This window comes from Kitasatospora cheerisanensis KCTC 2395 (genome assembly GCF_000696185.1).
Classification (GTDB): Bacteria; Actinomycetota; Actinomycetes; order Streptomycetales; family Streptomycetaceae; genus Kitasatospora; species Kitasatospora cheerisanensis.
The window spans coordinates 6516146-6532967 of the sequence record NZ_KK853997.1; the positions used below are offsets into that span (position 1 = coordinate 6516146).

The 16822-nt window shown below is 74.2% G+C and carries 15 protein-coding genes and 2 pseudogenes; 14 read left to right on the forward strand and 3 right to left on the reverse strand.

The features are described 5' to 3' along the window. Nucleotides 1-5: 5 nt before the first annotated feature. Nucleotides 6-398: an RNA-binding S4 domain-containing protein gene (locus tag KCH_RS29210; protein ID WP_035867881.1), complete on the reverse strand. Its 393-nt coding sequence runs from the start codon at nucleotides 396-398 to the stop codon at nucleotides 6-8. Between the two features lie 131 nt (nucleotides 399-529). On the opposite strand from KCH_RS29210, the gene KCH_RS29215 reads away from it, so the two are divergent. From KCH_RS29215 to KCH_RS29245, 9 genes and pseudogenes are all read left to right on the forward strand, one after another. Further along, entirely contained in the window at nucleotides 530-2530 is a 2001-nt protein-coding gene (locus KCH_RS29215) for an NADPH-dependent 2,4-dienoyl-CoA reductase (protein WP_035867883.1), read from the forward strand. Nucleotides 2531-2747: 217 nt separating this feature from the next. Continuing rightward, entirely contained in the window at nucleotides 2748-3605 is an 858-nt protein-coding gene (locus tag KCH_RS29220) for a S1 family peptidase (protein WP_051653572.1), read from the forward strand. 141 nt (nucleotides 3606-3746) lie between these two features. Next, nucleotides 3747-4661, forward strand: coding sequence for an alpha/beta hydrolase family protein (locus KCH_RS29225; protein WP_157032236.1), 915 nt, complete (start codon nucleotides 3747-3749; stop codon nucleotides 4659-4661). Nucleotides 4662-4688: 27 nt separating this feature from the next. Further along, the gene (locus tag KCH_RS37980; RefSeq protein WP_051653573.1) at nucleotides 4689-5006 is read left to right on the forward strand and encodes an effector-associated domain EAD1-containing protein; all 318 of its coding nucleotides are present in this window, start codon (nucleotides 4689-4691) and stop codon (nucleotides 5004-5006) included. A 57-nt stretch (nucleotides 5007-5063) separates the two neighbouring features. Further along, nucleotides 5064-5798 carry a trypsin-like serine peptidase gene (locus tag KCH_RS37985; RefSeq protein WP_051653574.1) on the forward strand — a complete coding sequence of 245 codons (735 nt, stop codon included), beginning with the start codon at nucleotides 5064-5066 and terminating at the stop codon, nucleotides 5796-5798. After that, nucleotides 5795-6835 carry an effector-associated domain EAD1-containing protein gene (locus KCH_RS29235; protein WP_035867888.1) on the forward strand — a complete coding sequence of 347 codons (1041 nt, stop codon included), beginning with the start codon at nucleotides 5795-5797 and terminating at the stop codon, nucleotides 6833-6835. Before KCH_RS37985 ends, KCH_RS29235 begins: the two co-directional genes overlap by 4 nt. A gap of 653 nt (nucleotides 6836-7488) precedes the next feature. Then, the gene (locus KCH_RS29240) at nucleotides 7489-9639 is read left to right on the forward strand and encodes a hypothetical protein (RefSeq protein WP_157032237.1); all 2151 of its coding nucleotides are present in this window, start codon (nucleotides 7489-7491) and stop codon (nucleotides 9637-9639) included. 251 nt (nucleotides 9640-9890) lie between these two features. Further along, nucleotides 9891-10007 (forward strand): annotated as a pseudogene (locus KCH_RS40215) (transposase); the annotation flags it as partial. A gap of 344 nt (nucleotides 10008-10351) precedes the next feature. Continuing rightward, entirely contained in the window at nucleotides 10352-11008 is a 657-nt protein-coding gene (locus KCH_RS29245) for a DUF4232 domain-containing protein (RefSeq protein WP_035867892.1), read from the forward strand. A 283-nt stretch (nucleotides 11009-11291) separates the two neighbouring features. Here the strand turns inward: KCH_RS29245 and KCH_RS29250 are convergent, their stop codons facing one another. Beyond that, a complete protein-coding gene (locus KCH_RS29250) occupies nucleotides 11292-12158 on the reverse strand; it encodes a S1 family peptidase (RefSeq protein WP_035867893.1) in 867 nt (288 codons plus the stop codon). 226 nt (nucleotides 12159-12384) lie between these two features. Between KCH_RS29250 and KCH_RS29255 the strand changes: the two genes are divergently transcribed. Next, nucleotides 12385-12906 (forward strand): PadR family transcriptional regulator, encoded by a 522-nt coding sequence (locus KCH_RS29255; protein ID WP_035867901.1) that lies wholly within the window; start codon nucleotides 12385-12387, stop codon nucleotides 12904-12906. 7 nt (nucleotides 12907-12913) lie between these two features. Here the strand turns inward: KCH_RS29255 and KCH_RS29260 are convergent, their stop codons facing one another. Then, complete coding sequence (locus tag KCH_RS29260; RefSeq protein ID WP_035867904.1) at nucleotides 12914-13567, reverse strand: TNT domain-containing protein; 654 nt, start codon at nucleotides 13565-13567, stop codon at nucleotides 12914-12916. Between the two features lie 250 nt (nucleotides 13568-13817). Here KCH_RS29260 and KCH_RS29265 point away from each other — a divergent pair, with 250 nt between their 5' ends. The 4 genes and pseudogenes from KCH_RS29265 to KCH_RS29280 all read left to right on the forward strand — a co-directional run bounded on the left by KCH_RS29265 (nucleotide 13818) and on the right by KCH_RS29280 (nucleotide 16818). After that, nucleotides 13818-14909, forward strand: a complete 1092-nt coding sequence (locus tag KCH_RS29265) for an LLM class flavin-dependent oxidoreductase (RefSeq protein ID WP_035867908.1) — start codon at nucleotides 13818-13820, stop codon at nucleotides 14907-14909. Next, a pseudogene (locus tag KCH_RS45185) lies at nucleotides 14906-15522 on the forward strand (FMN reductase). The gene KCH_RS29265 and the pseudogene KCH_RS45185 overlap by 4 nt, the downstream one beginning before the upstream one ends. Nucleotides 15523-15580: 58 nt before the next feature. After that, nucleotides 15581-15889 carry a GNAT family N-acetyltransferase gene (locus KCH_RS45190; protein ID WP_035867912.1) on the forward strand — a complete coding sequence of 103 codons (309 nt, stop codon included), beginning with the start codon at nucleotides 15581-15583 and terminating at the stop codon, nucleotides 15887-15889. A 122-nt stretch (nucleotides 15890-16011) separates the two neighbouring features. Further along, entirely contained in the window at nucleotides 16012-16818 is an 807-nt protein-coding gene (locus KCH_RS29280; RefSeq protein WP_035867915.1) for a DUF1028 domain-containing protein, read from the forward strand. Nucleotides 16819-16822 lie beyond the last annotated feature (4 nt).

The following is a 16822-nucleotide window of genomic DNA, read 5'->3' on the forward strand; positions in this document are numbered from 1 at the left end:
CGGGATCAGAAGTACGGGCGGTAGCCGTCGCGGAGCTTCTCCAGGTCGCGGCGGTCGCGCTTGGTGGGCCGGCCCGCGCCGCGGTCGCGCAGGCCGACCTCGGCCGGGCGCTCGGCGCGCGGCGGCGGCGGGGGGCTGTGGTCGACGTAGCAGGTCTCGGCGACGGGCGCGCCGACCCGCTTGGCGATCGGCCGCACCACCCGGACGATCCGCTCCCGGCCCTCGACCCGCACCCGGACGTCGTCGCCGGCCTTGACGTGCTGCGCGGGCTTGGCGGTCGCCCCGTTCACCTTGACGTGCCCGGCCCGGCAGGCCGCGCCCGCCGCGGAACGGGTCTTGATCAGCCGGATCGCCCAGATCCAGCTGTCGATCCGCACGCTCGCCTCGTCCGTACTCATGCTCCGACTCTATCGCCGCGCCGTACCGGCCAAGGGGCTGCCCGCGCGGTCCGCCAAGGTTTGTGCAACTAGTTGCACAGTCGGGCGGGCGACCCCTACCGTTGGGTAACAAATCCTGACCGGAGGCGTCGATGACTGCTGCGTACCCCCACCTGCTGGCCCCGCTCGACCTGGGCTTCACCACCCTGCCGAACCGGGTGGTGATGGGTTCCATGCACGTCGGCCTGGAGGAGGCCGAGCACGGCTTCGAGCGGATGGCCGCGTTCTACGCCGAGCGCGCCCGCGGCGGCGTCGGCCTGATCGTCACCGGCGGCATCGCCCCCAACGAGGCCGGCCGGCCCTGGGGCGGCGGCGCCAAGCTCACCACCGAGGAGGAGGCCGCCGAACACCGCGCCATCACCGACGCGGTGCACGCCGAGGGCGGCAGGATCGCCCTGCAGATCCTGCACTTCGGGCGGTACGCCTACCACGAGGACCTGGTCGCCCCGTCCGCCCTGCAGGCTCCGATCAGCCCGTTCGTCCCGCACGAGCTGACCGAGGAGCAGATCGAGCAGACCGTCGAGGACTTCGCCCGCTGCGCCGAACTCGCCCGCGCCGCCGGGTACGACGGCGTCGAGATCATGGGCTCCGAGGGCTACCTGATCAACGAGTTCATCGCCCGGCAGACCAACCACCGCACCGACGGCTGGGGCGGCTCCTACGAGAACCGGATGCGCTTCCCGGTCGAGATCGTCCGCCGGGTCCGCGAACGGGTCGGCGCCGACTTCATCGTCATCTACCGGCTGTCCATGCTCGACCTCGTCCCCGGCGGCTCCACCTTCGACGAGGTGGTGCGGCTCGCCGAGGAGATCGAGGCCGCCGGCGCGACCATCATCAACACCGGCATCGGCTGGCACGAGGCCCGCATCCCCACCATCGCCACCTCGGTGCCGCGCGGCGCGTTCGCCTGGGTCACCAAGAAGCTGATGGGCCGGGTCGGCATCCCGCTGGTCACCACCAACCGCATCAACACCCCCGAACTCGCCGAGGAACTGCTCGCCACCGGGCACGCCGACCTGGTGTCGCTGGCCCGCCCGATGCTCGCCGACGCCGCCTTCGTCAACAAGGCCGCCGCCGGCACCCCCGAGGCCATCAACACCTGCATCGGCTGCAACCAGGCCTGCCTGGACCACACCTTCAGCGCGAAGATCACCTCCTGCCTGGTCAACCCGCGTGCCTGCCACGAGACCGAACTCGTGCTCTCGCCCACGCGGTTGCGCAAGCGGATCGCCGTCGTCGGGGCCGGCCCCGCCGGCCTGGCCTTCGCCGTCTCCGCCGCCGACCGCGGCCACCAGGTCACCCTGTTCGACGCCGCGGACGAGATCGGCGGACAGCTCAACGTCGCCCGCCGCGTCCCCGGCAAGCAGGAGTTCGACGAGACGCTGCGCTACTACCGGCACGAACTCGCCCGCACCGGCGTCGAGTTGCGCCTCGGTGCGGTCGTCGGCGCGGACGAGCTGACCGGCTGGGACGAGGTGGTCCTCGCCACCGGCGTCACCCCGCGCGTCCCCGAGATCGACGGCGTCGACCACCCGAGCGTGCTCGGCTACCTCGACGTGCTGCGCGACGGCGCGAAGGTCGGCGACCGGGTCGCCGTGATCGGCGCCGGCGGCATCGGCTTCGACGTCGCCGAATACCTCACCGACCCGGGCGCCACCGACTTCCTCGCCACCTGGGGCGTCGACGCCGAGCACACCACCCCCGGCGGCCTCACCGCCCCCGCCCGCCCCGCCGTCCCGCGCAGCGTGCACCTGCTCCAGCGCAAGACCGGCAAGATCGGCGCCGGCCTCGGCAAGACCACCGGCTGGATCCACCGCACCGAACTGCGCCACCGCGGCGTCGTCATGGTCCCCGGCGTCGAGTACCGCCGCATCGACGACGCCGGCCTGCACGTGGTCGTCGACGGCGCCGAGCAGACCCTCCCCGTCGACACCGTGGTCCTCTGCGCCGGCCAGGAACCCCGCCGCGACCTCGTCGCAGCCCTCCGCGAGCGCGGCGTCGAACCGCACCTGATCGGCGGCGCCGACGTGGCCGCCGAACTCGACGCCAAGCGCGCCATCGACCAGGGCACCCGCCTGGCCGCGACGCTCTGACCCTCCGGGACCCGGGCACCTGAGCTCCCGCCCCGCCCCTTCCGTCCGGCGCGGCGGGGGCGAGGGCGAGCGGGGCGGGGCGGGGGCGGGCGGGGGACAACCCCACCATTGCCGGTCCCGGTGCCCCCACGGTCGGTCCGCCTGCTGGCACCATGGGCCAGTGGATCTTGATGGCGCAGGCTGGGCACACAAGCCTCCCCGAACGAAGGAAGCCTCCGTGCCCCACCCGAAATCCCGCCGCGCCGCCGCCCGCGCGATCGTCGCCGGAACCCTTGCCGCCCTCGCGTTCGCCACCGTCACGGCGGGCAGCGCCGGGGCCGTCATCAACGGCGACGACGCCGGCGAACGCTACCCCTTCATGGCCGCGATCCCGATGTCGGCCCCCGAAGCGGGCCTGCTGGACGGCAGTTGCGGCGGTTCGCTGATCGACCGTCAGTGGGTCCTGACCGCCGCCCACTGCGTGACCGGGGAGGGCATCGAACTGGACGGCACCGTCCGGATCGGCAGCGACCGGCGCACCTCCGGGGGCACCGTGCGGAAGATCGACCGGACCTTCGTGCACCCCGGCTACGCGAACGGCGGCGGGACGAGCTTCAACACCGACGACCTCGCGCTGATCCGGCTCGACCGGCCCGTCGCCCAGCGGCCCGTCCCGATCGCGAAGGAGGCCGGGCGGCCCGGGACGCCCACCCGACTGCTCGGCTTCGGCACCACCGTGGAAGGCGAGTTCGCCTTCTCCGAGCGGCTCCAGCAGTTGAACACCCGGCTGGGAGCGCCCTCCGAATGCGCGCCCGGATACGCCGGCCCGACCAGGCTGTGCACGATCAGCCTGAAGCCCCACGCGATGGCCTGCCACGGCGACTCCGGCGGCCCGCAGCTCCAGAAGTCCCGGGCCGGCCGCTGGGAGCTGGTCGGCGTCACCTCGGGCCCGGGCGCCCCGAACGTGCCCTGCTCGGGAGGCCCCGGCCTGTACACCAGCGCCCCGGCCTACGCGGACTGGATCAAGCAGACCATGAAGGCCGGCGACGACCGCGGCCCCGCGAACGCCGCGCCCCCGGGGCCGGTCGGCCACTGAGACGCCCCGCCCGCGGTCGTCGGGCGGCTCGGTCCCGAAGTCCCGCAACCGGCCGGCCGGGGAGGGGTGGCGGTGGGGCGGTGCGGGTGGCGGCGGGGGGATCCAGACTGGTGGTCGGGGCGTTCTTCTGCGAGGTGCGCCATGGAGTTGGCAGTCGTCTATGTGCACGGGATCGGCAACAAGCCGCCGGAGGCGGAGCTGAACGCGCAGTGGGACGACGCACTGTTCGGGCGGGCGATGGGCGGGCGGTCGCGGCTGGCGTACTGGGCGCCGCTGCGGTACCCGCAGCCGCTGCCGGGGGCCACCGACGGGGACGCGGAGCGGCCGGCGGCGTCGCCGCTGGAGGTCGCCGTCCGGGCCGTGCCCGTCCCGCCGGAGGACTTCGCGAAGTCGGTGCTCGCCGAGGCGCGCGGCGAGAGCGTCCCGCCGTCCGCGTTCGAGAGCGGCCGGGCGCCCGCGGCGGGCCCGGACGAGGCGGCGCTGGAGAAGTGGCTGACCGACATGACGTACGCGGCCGAGGCGCTCGGGGCCGGGGAGGACGGCGACCGGGCGCTGGAGGTGCTGCCGCTGCCCCGGTCCGGGCGGACGGCCGTGTTCCGGCTGCTGATCCAGCGGGCGTTCAAGGACGTGTACGCCTACTTCTTCGGCGGTCTCGGCGAGCCGATCCGGGAGGTCGCGCGGCAGGCCCTGGCCGGCACCGAGGGCCCGGTCGTGGTGGTGGGCCACAGCCTGGGCTCGGTCGTCGCCTACGAGGTGCTGCGCGCGGCCGGCCGCGAGGTGCCGCTGTTCGTGACCATCGGGTCGCCGCTCGGGATCACCGAGATCCAGGACCGGCTGGAGCAGCCGCTGGAGGTGCCGCCCGGCGTGGCCGCCTGGCGCAACGCCTCCGACACCCGGGACCTGGTCGCGCTGGACCACACGGTGCGCCCGGAGTTCCGGCCGGGCGAGCTGACCGAGGACGTGACGGTGGTCAACGACAGCGCCAACCACCACGGGGCGCAGCAGTACTTGAGCAGCGCGGCGGTCCGCGACCCGGTCCGCGCGCTGGTCGGCTGAGCGGGCGGAGCCCGAGGGAGTCCGGCCATGGCCATGTCGGGACGGGACTTGAAGAAGGCCAGCGAGGCCTTCCAGGACGCGTTCGACCTGAACTCGTTCGACCAGATGCTGCGCTTCCACCTCTCCCGCAAACGGGAGGGGATCTCGCTCGGCGCGAGCCTCGCCGTCGTCGTGTTCGAGGTACTGGACACGGCGGACCGCGAGGGGTGGATCCAGGAGCTGATCGCGGGCGCCCGCGAGTCCAACCCGGGGAACCCGCAACTCGCCGAGTTCGCCGAGGGGTTCGGGCTGGCACCGGTCGGCCGGGAGCGGCGGGACGCACTTCAGCGGGTGCTGGGCGCCTAGCCGGGCTACCTCGACCCGGAGGCCTGGCGGACCCGGCTGGGCGCGCTGGAGGGCCTGGTGGGCCGGGTCGAGTACCCGGTCGGCGGCCTGCGGGCGACCGGCACCGCCCTGCTGGTCGGCCCCGACACGGCCATGACGAACCACCACGTCCTGGAACCGGTGATCACCGGGGACGTGCCGCCGTCGTCCGTCGTCCTCCGCCTCGACCACCGCAGGTCGGCCGACGGGACGGTGCTCAACCCCGGCACCGAGTACCGGCTCCGCGGCGCGGACTGGCTGCTGGACTCCAGCCCGCCGAGCACGGTCGACACCGCCCTCGACCCCGGCGACCGGCTGCCCACCGAGGACGAACTCGACTACGCGGTGTTCCGCCTCGACCCGGCCCCCGGCGAGGACTCCGTCGCACCCGACCGGGCGGCGCCGACCGCACCCGCCCGGGGCTGGATCACCGGCTTCGCCGAACTGCCGCCGGCCGGCAGCACGCTGTTCGTGCTCCAGCACCCCGCCGAGCGCCCGCTGACCCTGGCGTTCGGCGCGCTGCTCGGCGTCAACGCCAACACCACCAGGGTGCGCCACGGCGTCGACACCGAGGGCGGCTCCTCGGGCGCGCCCTGCTTCAACCGCAACCTCGAACTGGTGGCGCTGCACCACTCCGGCGACCCGAACTTCGATCCGGCGCACCGCCCCGAGTACAACGAGGCGGTGCCGCTGCACGCCGTCCACGAGCGGCTCGCCCGCCGCGGCGCGGCCGACCAGGTCTTCCCGTCCGGCGGCGGCGGGAGCGCCCCGTGAACCTGTCCGGGCCCGACTTCCAGCGCGTGGTGACGGTGGTCGCCCAGCTGTACGACCTCGACGCCCTGCGGTTCGACCTGCGCGGGATCGAGCACTCGCTGCGCGCCCTGCCCGGCGGCCGGACCATGGAGGCCGTCGTGCAGGACGTCGTCGACGACGCCGAGCGGACCGGCTGGCTCCCCGACCTGCTGACCATGCTCGCGGCCTGCCGGTACCCGGGCGTGTGCGAGGTGGCCGGCGAACTGCTCGCGAAGCAGGCCGGCCCGCCGGACCAGCCCGACCCGTTCCTGATGGACCTGGTGGGCCAGCGGCTCTGCGTGGACCGCGCGCTGCTCCGGAGCCACTTCAAGGACCTGGTGTCGGCCAGCCGGAGCCGGGTGCTGGTGGTCAACGGTCAGCGGCCCTGCGGGAAGTCGTTCACTTACTTCTTCGTCACCCACATCGCCGCCCGGGAGGGGACCTTCCGCCCCGTACTGATCGACCTCGCCCTCTGGCGCCGGCCGTGCACCCCCTACCACCTGATGGCCTCGATCGCCCGCCAACTCGGCCTGGCCGCCCCGGCGGTGGACCCCTCCGCCGAGGACGGCGGCGAGGCGGTCGACCTGGTCGACTGGCTGGTCGGGGAGCTCGGCCGCGACTCCTCGCCGGACTGCCGGTACGTCTTCGTCATCGACAGCGTGGACCGGGTCCGGATGCTGGAGGAGACCGAGAGCCTGATCTCCTTCCTCGCGGGCGCCGCCCTGCGCGAGAAGATCCCGGGCCTGCGGGTCGTGCTGCTCGGCTACAGCCGGCTCGACCTGAGCCCGCTGGACTCGGTCCTCTCCGAGGTGGTCCGGCCGGTCGACGAGCAGGTGGTCCGCGAGCTGTTCCTCAGACTGGCGGACCTCGCCGAGGTCGACCTCGACCGGGACGCGGCCGCGCTCGCCGCCGAGCACGTGTTCCGGCTGCTGCCGGCCGACCCCGGGCAGCGGCTCGGCGAACTGTCCAACGCCATCCGGACCGTCGAAGAGGGCCTGTTCGGGCGGGTGGTGATGTAGATGAAGCGGCCGCGGCCACGGATCACCGCCGAGATGGCCGACGAGCGGCTGTCCTCGCTCGCCCGCGGGGAGGCCGCGGCGCCCAACGAGGCCGAACGTGCCTACCGGGCCGCGGCGGCCGTCCTGGTCGGCTTCGACCCCGAGACGATCCGCCCGGTCGGCCGCGAACCCGACGACGGCGCCCGCGACGCGCTGGCCCGGGCCAGCGAGCCGGTCCACGGCGACGGCGGCCGCGTCGAGCTGCGCCTGCGGGACTCGGCCCGGCGCGAGGCGATCGCCGGGCTGGACGGGCCGGACGCCGTCCGCCGGGCACTGGCCGCCAACCCCGACCAGCCGCACGGACCGGTCCAGGACGCCCTCACCGCGTACCTGACCGGAACCGCGCCGCCGCTCGCGCAGCAGTCCCTCACCGAACTCCTCGCCACCGCCCGGGTCGCCGACTGGATCGCCGGGGCGGTCCCCGGCCTGCCCCCGCAGGAGGAGATCAACGCGCACATCGAGCGGCGCCAGCTGCTCGCCCCGCTGGCCCGGCTGGTCGGCGACCACTTCGGCGGCCGCGACGCCGTCCTGGAGGAGCTCGCCGAGCACGTCGGCGGGGCGACCGCGGCCGTGCCGCTGCTGCTGCGGGGCCGGGCGGCATCGGGAAGTCCACGGTGCTGGCGAAGTTCCTCCTGGACCGGGCCGGCGAACACGCCGCCGAGCCGCTCCCGTTCGCCTACCTCGACCTGGACCGGCCCGGCATGCTGGCCCAGGAGCCGCTCAGCCTGCTGCTCGAATCGGCGCGCCAACTCCGGATCCAGTTCCCCGAGTTGCGGCCCGCCGAGCAGCGCTTCCGGGCGGCCTGGATCGGCCGGGCCCAGCTCCCCGACTTCGACCGGCTGGCCTCCGCCGTCCCCGAGCCCACGGCGGGCTCCCGGGCCACCGCCGACCACATCACCGCCTCGCCGACGCTGCTGACGGCCCCCGCCGAACGGCCCCGGCTCTACCGCGACTTCACCGGATTCCTGGCCCACGGCTTCCCGGGCCGCCCGGTCCTGCTGGCGATCGACAACTTCGAGACCACCCAGCGGCAGGGCCCCGAGGCGCTCGCCGAACTCTGGCGGATGTTCGACCAGTTCGCCCGCCGCAGCCCACTGCTCCGGGTGGTGCTGGCCGGCCGCGCCGAGGTCGACCGGCCGACCCGCTCGATCGAGGTGCCGCACTTCGACCGCGAGGCGGCCCGCGGCTACCTGACCGCCCTGATGGAGCCGGACACCGCCCCGGACCCGGCGGACGCCGACCACCTGATCGACACGGTCGGCGGCAACCCGCTCAGCCTGCGCCTCGCCGCCGACCTGCTCGGCTGCGGGGGACGGGCCGAACTCGCCGACGTCCGGGCGGAGAACACCCGGGCCCCGGCCGGCGACCGGATCCAGGGCCGGCTCTACCGGCGGGTGCTCGACCACATCGAGGACCCGGACGTCCGGAAGCTCGCCAGGCTGGGACTCGTCGTCCGGCGGATCACCCCGGGCGTGATCAGGCACGTGCTCGCCGCGCCCTGCGGCGTCGAGGCGCCGGACGACGCCCGGGCCGGGGAGCTGTTCGACCTCTGCGGCCGGGAGGCCGTCCTGCTCACCCGCGCACCCGACGGGGCGCTCGAACACCGCGGCGACGTCCGGCGGCAGCTGCTCCCGCTGCTGCGGCAGGACGAGTCGGCGGAGGTCGCGGCGATCCACCGGGCCGCCGTGCAGTACTACCGCGGGTGCACCAGCCAGGCCGACCGGGCCGAGGAGCTCTACCACCGGCTCAGCCTCGGCGAGCCGGTGGCCGCCCTGGACGCCCGCTGGGTGCCCGGCGTGGAAGCCCTGCTGATCCGCTCCCTGGACGACCTGCCGCCGCGCGGGCAGGCCTACCTCGCCTCCCGCTCGGGCGTCACCCTGGCGCCCGCGAAGCTGCGGCAGGTGCCGATCGCGGAGTGGGAGCGGCACGCGGAGGTCCAGGTCACCAAGCTGCTGTCGCTGGGCGACGCCGACGCCGCGCTGGACGTGCTGGCCACCCATCCCTCCGGCCGGGCCAGCGCCCGGACGTTGCTGCTCGAATCCCGGGTCCGGGCCGAACTCGGCGACGAGGACAGGGCCGCCGCCCTGGCGGCCCTCGCCAGGGACCGGGCGGCCGAGGAGGACGACGGCGAGACCCTGGTCGAGGCGGTGTACACCCAGGCCGTCGCGGCGGTGGCGCGCGGCGAGGCCGGGCGGGCCCGGCAGTTGCTCGCGGAGGCCGCCCGGCTCGCCGAGCGGCGCAGCGAACCGCTCATGCCGCTGCGGATCCAACTGGCCCGCTGGCAGCTGGCCCGGCAGGTGCGGCGCTCGTCCGGCTCGGCCCGCCGCGAGGCCGCGGAGGCCCGGGAGCGGCTGGCGGAACTGTGCGACGAACCCGGGGTCGAGGCCGCCTCCCGGGACCAGGCGCTGCTGCTCGGACTGACCGTCGCCGTCGGCGACCTGCGGCCCGAACTGGTCTGGCAGAGCCTGCGCGTGATCGGCCTGCGGAAGCTCTCGACCGGCCAGCGCAACCGGCTGGCGCGGGCACTGGAGCGCTGGGCGGAGACCTCGGGACCTGCGCCGGCCCAGGTGCCCGAGCCGCGGACGGCCGACGCCTGGAAGCGCTGGCTGGCCGACACCTCACCGGCCCAACCGGCAGGCTCGCTGGCGGCGTTGAGCACCGCCGCGGGCAGCGCCCAGATCGCCGCCGTGCTCCGCCTGATCTACCAGCAGTGGGTGGCCGCCCGGGCCTCGCGCGGGCGCGCCCAGGGCGTGTCTGACAAATGATCACCGGACGGAAGGGGCCCGGTCGAATTGCCTTGTCGGTCCGGCGCGGGCCGGTGATCCTGGGTTGGCCCACGTGCGCCGCTTGGGCGATGCGGGAGCGGATGCGTCGCTGCTGCGGATCGACACGCTGTGCGGTCGCCAGGAGTATCCGTCGGGGTATCGCCTGAGCCGCTTCGTCACGGGCCCCCGGTCGAGTCGGACGGCGGGCATGTGGACAGTTGATCTCGCGGATAGAGCCCTTGTGACCGCAGGTGGGCGGGCGTGGTCGGCCGTGGCGTGAGCACCGGCAGGTGGGCAACGGTGTGCTGCGGCGGCTTCGGGCCGGGGCCCCGTGGCGGGATCTCCCAGAACGGTACGGGCCGTGGCAGGCCGCCTAGGTTCGCCTGCCGGGAGGCGGACGGAACCTGGGCGAAGCTGCTGGAGCATGCGCAGCGCGACGACGCGGCGTGTCCCGCGGTTCGTGTCCCGCGGTCAAGGCTGTCGTGGTCACGGGTCTGTACCGGTGGCCTGCGAGGGCGTCGAGGGTGGGGTGCGGTGCGGCGAACCGGCCGTCCGCGCAGGTCCGCGGCACGGTGCGGCGGGCGAGGGTGTGGAGGGCGTGCCGTTGTCCGTGTCACAGCCCTGTCCTGGGAGCGGGCGGGCCGCAACGGTTCGGTCGTGCGGGCGGTCCCGGTCTTCGAGACACCCGCCGCCCCTTCCGGAGGAGAACACCGTGCGCGTCCGCAAGATCGCCCTCACCGCCCTGGCCGTTGCCGCCGCCCTCTCGCTCACCGCCTGCCAGGACGAGGAGACGGGCACCGCACAGGGCGTGCCGTCGGGCGCTCCGACCGCTTCCACCGGCGCCGTCCCCGGCGGCGGTCAGGTCTCCGGCGCGCCGACGGCGAACGGCCCGAGCAAGCGCAGCACGCCGCCCGCCGCCGCACCGGCCGGCTCCACCGGGGCCGGGAAGGCCGCCAAGTGCCGGACCGCGGACCTGACCGTCAGCGCGGCGGACCGCACCATCACCGGCGACGCCGACCACACCGTCGTGGTCGAGCTGAAGAACCACAGCGGCAAGGACTGCACGCTGTCCGGCTACGCGGGCGTCGACCTGAAGACCTCCGCGGGCACGCTGTCCGCGAAGCGCTCCGGGGAGCCGGTCGTCGCGGGTGTCGTGGCAGCCGGCACGTCGACGTACTTCGGCATCAGCTACCCGGCCAACACCTCGGGCGGCTCCGGGGTCCGCATCACCGGCCTGGTGGTGACCCCGCCCGACGAGACCCAGTCGGTCACCCTCCCGTGGCCGGGCGCCGGTTCGCTGCCCGTCACGGACGGCAGCGGATCCCCGGTGAAGATCGGCCCCGTCGGGAGCGCCGGCCAGGGCCAGTGACGACGGGCGCCCGAGCCGCGGCACCGCAACCCGGCCCGGGGGCGGGGGTGCCGGCCGGGCGAGGGGCGAGGGCCGCGCGCAACTCGCCGCTCAGGTACGCCAGTTCGGCAGGGTCGCCGTGCAGGTCGGTCCACGGCGTCCGGGTCCGGGCGCGGGTGCGGTTGCGGGGGCGAGCGGTGATCGGGCGATCCGCGAGGAACGGCCCGGGGCCTGTCCTCGAACCGCCGTCGCCACCCCGCGGCCGGGGCGGGCGGGGTTCGAAGACAGGCCCCGGTAGCGCTTTCTAGTAGAGCGAGACGCCGTACGCGGAGAGCGCCGCCGTGACGGGCTGGAAGAACGTGGTGCCGCCGGTGCTGCAGTTGCCGCTGCCGCCGGAGGTCAGGCCGAGGGCCTTGGTGCCGTCGTAGAGCGGGCCGCCGGAGTCGCCGCCCTCGGCGCAGACCGTGGTCTGGATGAGGCCGCGGACGGTGCTGCCGTCGGAGTAGCGGACGGTCGAGTTGAGGGCGGTCACCGTGCCGCTGTGGGTGCCGGTGGTGGAGCCGGTGCGCTTGACGGTCTCGCCGACGTACGCGCTGGCCGCCGTGTAGCCGCCCGGGTGGCTGGTCGAGCTGTACTTGACCAGGGCGTAGTCGGTGCCCGGGAAGCTGGAGCTGACGGTGGTTCCGACCTGGGTGGTCTGGCCGGAGTTGCTGTACCAGGTGCTGGCGATGTTGCCGCAGTGCCCGGCGGTCAGGAAGTAGTAGACGCCGCCCTTGACCACGTTGAAGCCCAGCGAGCAGCGGTAGCCGCCGCCGTAGATGGCCGCGCCGGCGGACAGCAGCGGGTTGAACGTTCCTGCAACGCGCTCGATCTTGAGGTGCTTCGTCCCGGCGGCCTTGGTCAGCTTGGCGAGCGCCGCAGGGCTGACGCTGCTGTCGGCGGTGACGACGACCCGGCCGGTGGCCTGGTCGGTGTGCCAGGCGATGCCGTTGACGCCGGTCTGCTCGACCGAGGCGCTGACCTGGGCGAGCAGCGTGGCGTCGGCGGCCGGCGCGGCCGCGCCGGCGGTCGGGATCGCGAGGGCGGTGGCCGCGGCGAGGGCGGCGGTGACGGCGAGCAGCCGGCCGCGGGAGCGGGACGGCGACGTGAGGGTGGTGCGCAGGGTCCTCACAGTTCTCCTCCTGGGGTGTGGGGGAGGCCCGGAACGTTGACGGGCCGTGAGGCGCGGGCAGGCGGCGATCGCGGTCCGGTCGACCACAGGACCCATTTCTGATCTGCCCCTGACAAGCGCTGCAAGGAGTATTCGCCTCCGGCCGGGGCGGCACAAGACCCCGGACCGAACCCTTTGCCGCGGGTGCCGCGGCCGGGCCCGGCCCGGCGGCCCGTACGATCGCCGCATGTCACTGCCGCACGCGATCCTCACCGCCCTGCTGGAGAAGCCGTCCTCGGGGCTGGAGTTGACCCGGCGGTTCGACCGGTCGATCGGCTTCTTCTGGTCGGCGACGCACCAGCAGATCTACCGCGAGCTGGGCCGGCTGGAGCGCGAGGGCCTGGTCCGGGCCTCGGCGCCGGGGGCGGGGCGGGGGCAGCGCAAGGAGTACGAGGTGCTGCCGGCCGGGCGGGCGCAGCTGCGCGAGTGGGTCGGGCAGGCGCAGGACCCGAAGCCGATCCGGGACCCGCTGCTGCTGCGGCTGCGCGCCGCCGCGGTGCTCGGGGTGGACGGCCTGGCGGAGGAGCTGGCGCGCCACCGGGAGCTGCACCGGGCGCAGTTGGACGAGTACCTGGAGATCGAGCGGCGCGACTTCCCGCCGGAGCGGGCGGAGACGGAGAACCGCCTGCAGCACGTGGTGCTGCAGGCGGGCATCCAGCTGGAGTCGTTCTGGCTGGCCTGGCTGGACCAGGCGCTGGCCGAGAGCTGATCGGGCGTCAGGCGAGGCGGGCCAGGTAGCCGTTGTCGACCAGCCAGCCGACGTTGATCCGGCTCGGGGCGCCGGGCACCAGGGAGGCGTCCAGCTGGTACTGGAGGCCGAGGCCGGGCTGGCCGAACCAGGGGGCTATCGGGCCGGAGTGCACGGCGAAGGCCTTGAGCACCCGGTAGTCGTGGTAGTTGCAGCCGGCCGCGGGGTTGCCGTCCAGGCTGGACGGCGGGATGGAGCGGGCCGCGTACGGCAGGCCCTCGGGGGCGAGGAAGGAGCCGTACTCGCTGCCGTAGCGGTCGATCTGCTGGCCGGGCCGCAGGGTGGTGTCGTACGCGAGCGGGGTGCCGTCGGGCAGCAGCAGGTAGCCGTCGGACGGCGGGTACTTCCAGCTGCCGGCCGCGCTGTCGTAGTAGGTGTTCAGGAACTGCTGCTCGCCGAGCAGTCCGGTGCGCAGGTAGCCGATGAGCTGGAGGCCGACCGGTCCGGCGGTGGGCAGCTGGTCCGGGCCGAGCCGGGAGTCGCCGTGCCGGAAGTCGGCGGAGCACTCGGTGGTGAGGGTGATCCGCAGCTCGGCCGGGGCCGCGGCGCTCGCGGTGGGCGCGGCGGTGGCGAACAGGGCGACGGCGGCGACGAGCGGGGCGAGGTACTGGCGCAGGCGCACGGACGGCTCCGGTGGCAGGCGGACGGGCAGGGGAGGGCACCGGAGGGTGGTGGGTGACCGTCCGTGCCCGAGGGCGTGCCCCAGGTAAGCGGAACGTCTGACGATCGGTCAACTCTGTGTATCCGATCAACTGCTCAGGGTGTCGGCGTTTCGGTCAACCGCGGCGGAATCGTGGCGGGAACAGATCGGAGTGGCGAGTGGTTCAAGCGAGTGGTTGAATGTTGAATCAACCGAGAAGGAGTTGAGAGCGGTGCAGTTCGGCATCTTCAGCGTCGGCGACGTGACCACCGACCCCACCAACGGTCGGACCCCCACCGAGCACGAGCGGATCAAGGCGATGGTGGCCATCGCGCTCAAGGCCGAGGAGGTCGGCCTCGACGTGTTCGCCACCGGCGAGCACCACAACCCGCCGTTCGTCCCGTCCTCGCCGACCACCATGCTCGGGTACATCGCGGCCCGCACCGAGAAGCTGATCCTCTCGACCTCCACCACGCTGATCACCACCAACGACCCGGTGAAGATCGCCGAGGACTTCGCGATGCTCCAGCACCTCGCCGAGGGCCGGGTCGACGTGATGATGGGCCGCGGCAACACCGGCCCGGTCTATCCGTGGTTCGGGCAGGACATCCGGCAGGGCATCCCGCTGGCGATCGAGAACTACGCGCTGCTGCACCAGCTGTGGCGCGAGGAGGACGTCGACTGGCAGGGCCGCTTCCGCACCCCGCTGCAGTCCTTCACCTCCACCCCGCGCCCGCTCGACGGCACCCCGCCGTTCGTCTGGCACGGCTCCATCCGCAGCCCCGAGATCGCCGAACAGGCCGCCTACTACGGCGACGGCTTCTTCGCCAACAACATCTTCTGGCCCAAGGAGCACTTCCAGCGCCTGGTCAACCTCTACCGGGAGCGCTACGCCCACTACGGCCACGGCACCCCCGAGCAGGCGATCGTCGGACTCGGCGGCCAGGTGTTCATGCGCAAGAACTCCCAGGACGCGGTCCGCGAGTTCCGCCCCTACTTCGACAACGCCCCGGTCTACGGCCACGGCCCGTCGCTGGAGGAGTTCACCGAGCAGACGCCGCTGACCGTCGGCAGCCCGCAGGAGGTCGTCGAGAAGACCCTCGCCTTCCGCGAGACCTTCGGCGACTACCAGCGCCAGCTGTTCCTGATGGACCACGCCGGACTGCCGCTGAAGACCGTCCTGGAGCAGCTCGACCTGCTCGGCGAGGAGGTCGTCCCGGTGCTGCGCAAGGAGTTCGCGCAGGACCGGCCCGCCGGCGTCCCCGACGGACCCACCCACGCCGCCCTGGTGACGGCCCGGCAGGAGAAGGAGGCCGCCGCATGAGCGCGCTGAAACTGGTCGTGGTGACGGCCGGCCTGTCCGTCCCGTCCTCCACCCGGCTGCTCGCCGACCGGCTGGCCGGCGCCGCCGCCCGCGAACTGCACGCCGCCGGACGGGAGGTGGACGTCCGGGTGGTCGAACTCCGGGAGCTCGCCCGGGACATCGCGGACAACCTGGTCACCGGCTTCCCGCCGCCCGCGCTGCGCGACGCCGTCCGGGCGGTGGAGGAGGCGGACGGCCTGATCGCCGTCACGCCGATCTTCTCCGCCTCCTACAGCGGACTGTTCAAGTCCTTCGTCGACGTGCTCGACAAGGACGCGCTGGCCGGCACCCCGGTGCTGGCCGCGGCCACCGGCGGCACCGCCCGGCACAGCCTCGCCCTGGAGCACGCCGTGCGCCCGCTGTTCGCCTACCTGCGCGCCGTGGTGGTGCCCACCGCGGTGTTCGCCGCCTCCGAGGACTGGGGCGCGAACGGCGCCGACGGCTCGCTGGCCGGCCGGATCGACCGCGCCGCCCGCGAACTCGCCGCCCTGCTGGGCGCGCGGCCCGCGGCGGCCCCGCGGCCGAGCAGGTCGTGCCCTTCGAGCAACAACTCGCTGCACTGCGCGCACACTGACGGGCCGCCGGCCCCCTATCGTTCGACCCAGCACCCTCGAGAACCAGGAGCAGCACCGATGGAACCCCAGGTCACCGACAACGCCGAGCAGTCCCGCTTCGAGATCCGCACCGACGCCGGACTGGCCGGGTTCGCCGAGTACCAGCGGCGCGACGGCGGGCAGATCGCCTTCGTCCACACCGTCATCGACTCCGCGTTCGAGGGCCAGGGCCTCGGCGGCAAGCTGGCCCGCGCCGCCCTGGACACCGTCCGCGAGCGCGGCGAGAGCGTCCTGCCGTACTGCCCGTTCATCCGCGGCTGGATCGGCAAGCACCCCGAGTACGTCGACCTGGTGCCGGCCGACAAGCGGGCCAAGTTCGACCTCTGAGCCGCCGCGCGGGCGACGGGTGCCGGGGACGAGACCGGCACCCGCTGCGCGGCTTGCCGGAATGTGCCGACGGGCCGTCGGACCGTGGACGAAACGTTTGGCCACGACTATGGTCGGGCACCGTGACCTTCTCCATCGTCGCTCGACACGGAAACGCCTACGGCGTGGCCGTGGCCAGCAAGTTCCTCTCCGTCGGCGCCCTGGTGCCGGCCGCCGAGAGCGGCACCGGCGCACTCGCCAGCCAGGCCTGGGCCAACGTCGCCTACCGCCCGCAGGGCATGGCCATGCTGCGCACCGGCACCTCGCCCGCCGACACCGTCGCGGCGCTGCTCGCCGCCGACGACGGGCGGGCGCACCGCCAGCTCGGCGTGGTCGGGCCCGAGAGCGCCGAGAGCTGGACCGGCGAGGAGTGCCTGCCCTGGGCGGGCGGCGTGGCCGGCCCCGACTACGCGATCCAGGGCAACATCCTGACCGGCCCCGAGGTGGTCCGGGACATGGCGGACGCCTGGCTGGCCTCCGCCGAACTGCCGCTCGCCGAACGGCTGGTGGCGGCCCTCGCGGCGGGCGACGCGGCCGGCGGCGACTCCCGCGGCCGGCAGAGCGCCGCGCTGTACGTGGTCGACCCGGGCCGGGGCGTCGGCGGCTGGGGCGACACCTCCCACGACCTGCGGGTCGACGACCACGCCGACCCGGTCGGCGAACTGCGCCGCCTGCTCGCCCTGCACGAGATCCTGCACGGCACCCCCGACCCGGCCACCCTGCTCCCGCTGGACGGCGAACTCGCCACCGAGGTCACCGCGCTGCTGGCCGGCCTCGGCTACCAGGACCTGGACACCTGGGCCGGCGTGGAGAACCTCGAAGGCCGCCTGGTCGCCGCCCACATAGACCCACTCGTCCTCGGCCACCTGCGCACCGCCGCCGCCGGCTGAGCCG